Annotated in this window: 1 protein-coding gene and 1 pseudogene; one reads left to right on the top strand and one right to left on the bottom strand. The window is 68.6% G+C overall.

Translation table 11 applies throughout. From position 1 onward, the window contains the following. A pseudogene (locus QN345_RS18210) lies at positions 1 to 436 on the bottom strand (hypothetical protein); the annotation flags it as partial. 157 nt (positions 437 to 593) lie between these two features. Between QN345_RS18210 and QN345_RS18205 the strand changes: the two are divergent. Beyond that, positions 594 to 2,186, top strand: a 1,593-nt coding sequence (locus QN345_RS18205; protein WP_323509027.1) for an alpha-glucosidase, incomplete at its 3' end; no start/stop codon positions are given.

Genomic DNA, 2,186 nt, shown 5'->3' with positions numbered 1-2,186 from the left:
CCCGGCACCGACTCACAACACTCGGAGCACGCACGTCAGCTCGTACCTTTTGCTGGACGAGGCAGGGCGGGCCGAGGGCGGCGTAACGCGGGTGCAGTTCGGCGAGGTAACCGGCGGCGCCGCGGCTCGGGATGCCGACGCTGTTGACCATGCCGGCCCGGATCTCGGTGAGCCGGTGCGCCGGGTTGCCGCCGCGCGGCACGCCGAAGACGGTCTTGGTCACGACGGCGCCGAGCTCGTCGACGGGGATGAGCCGGCCGAGGGCGGGTCCGAAACACCCGGAGGCGGGCATCATCGGGTTCCTGAGGCGCAGGCCGCCGATGCTGACGCTGAGGTCGACCGTGGCGACGGGGGCCGGGCGGGCGGCGAAGAAGGTGCGGCGGGCATCCGTCGTCGGCCGCGGGGTCTCGCTCAACTGGCCTGCCTTCGGGTCCACGGGCGGGAATATCGTCCCGTTCCGCGGTCCAATTATCGCGTGCGTTTCCGTGGATGTTCAAATCAGCCGTTCGCCGCCGCCATCCTCGTCCTCCCCAGCCGCGCGGTCTAGGCTCGACCCCAGCGCCCGTCACCCGGCGCGAGGAAAGGATCCAGTCGTGACGAGCCCCACACCCGTGACCGATTCGATTGCCGGCCCCGAGGGAGGAGCCCCCTGGTGGACCTCGGGTGTCGTGTACCAGGTCTATCCGCGCAGCTTCGCGGATGCCGACGGTGACGGGATCGGTGACCTCGCCGGCATCCGCGGCAAGCTCGGCTACCTCGCAGAGCTCGGGGTGGATGCCCTCTGGCTGTCCCCGGTGTACCCGTCTCCGCAGCACGACAACGGCTACGACATCAAGGACTACGAGGACATCGACTCCGTCTTCGGTGACCTCGCCCAGTTCGACCTGCTCGTCGCCGAGGCCCACGAGCGAGGGATCAGGATCGTGATGGATCTCGTGGTCAACCACACGAGCGATGAGCACCCCTGGTTCCTCGAGTCGAAGAGCAGCCTGACCAACCCGAAGAGGGACTGGTACTGGTGGCGCGAGCCGAACGCCTCGAACAGTCCGCCGAACGCGTGGGGCAGCTTCTTCAGCGGCCCGGCCTGGACCCTCGACGAGGCGACCGGCGAGTACTACCTGCACCTGTTCGCGGTGCAGCAGCCCGACCTCAACTGGGAGAACCCCGAGGTGCGGCAGGCCGTCTACGCGATGATGAACCGGTGGCTCGACCGCGGCGTCGACGGCTTCCGGATGGACGTGATCAACTTCATCGCCAAGCGGGTCGAGCTCGTCGACGGGCCCGCCCCGTCGCGGGACGCCTCCTGCCCGATGGGCCCGCAGATCCACGACTATCTGCAGGAGATGCACGCGGCCGTGTTCGCCGGGCGCCCCGGTGAGCACCTCACGGTCGGCGAGATGCCGGGGGTGACCACGGCGGACGCCGTGCTGTTCACCGACCCTGCCCGGCACGAGGTCGATATGATCTTCCAGTTCGAGCACGTCTCCCTCGACCAGGGCGCGAACAAGTTCGACGCCCTCCCCCTTGACCTGCCCGCGCTCAAGCGGAACCTCGCTCACTGGCAGACCGACCTCGCGGAGACCGGCTGGAACAGCCTCTACCTGAACAACCACGACCAGCCCCGTCTGGTGTCCCGGTTCGGCAACGACGCCGAGTACCGCTACGAGTCCGCCACCCTCTGGGCGCTCGTGCTGCACCTGCAGCGCGGTACCCCGTACATCTACCAGGGTGAGGAGATCGGGATGACGAACGTGCGGTTCGACTCCATCGCCGACTATCGCGACATCGAAACGCTCAACCACTACCGGGAGGCCGTCGAGGAGTTCGACCGGTCACCTTCAGGCGTTCTCGCCGGGGTGCACGCGATGGGCCGCGACAACGCCCGAACGCCCATGCAGTGGGATGCGTCGCCGAACGCGGGCTTCAGCACGGGAACGCCGTGGCTCGCGGTCAACCCGAACCACACCGGGATCAACGTCGCCGCCGACCGTTCGGGCGAGAGGAGCGTGTTCCGGTTCTACCAGGAACTGATCCGGCTCCGGCACGAGAACCCGGTCGTCGCCCTCGGCGACTTCGGGCTGCTCGAGCCCGATCACGGGCAGCTCTACGCCTTCACCCGGTCGCTGGCCGGTGAGACGCTCCTCGTCGTGGCCAACGCAGCGGATGCCCCCCTCGCCGCGCCGCTG

It is taken from the genome of Cryobacterium sp. 10I1 (genome assembly GCF_035019805.1).
In the GTDB taxonomy this organism is placed as follows: Bacteria; Actinomycetota; Actinomycetes; order Actinomycetales; family Microbacteriaceae; genus Cryobacterium; species Cryobacterium glucosi.
The sequence above is the reverse complement of the archived record's forward strand: the minus strand, read 5'-3'. Positions and strand labels throughout refer to the sequence as shown.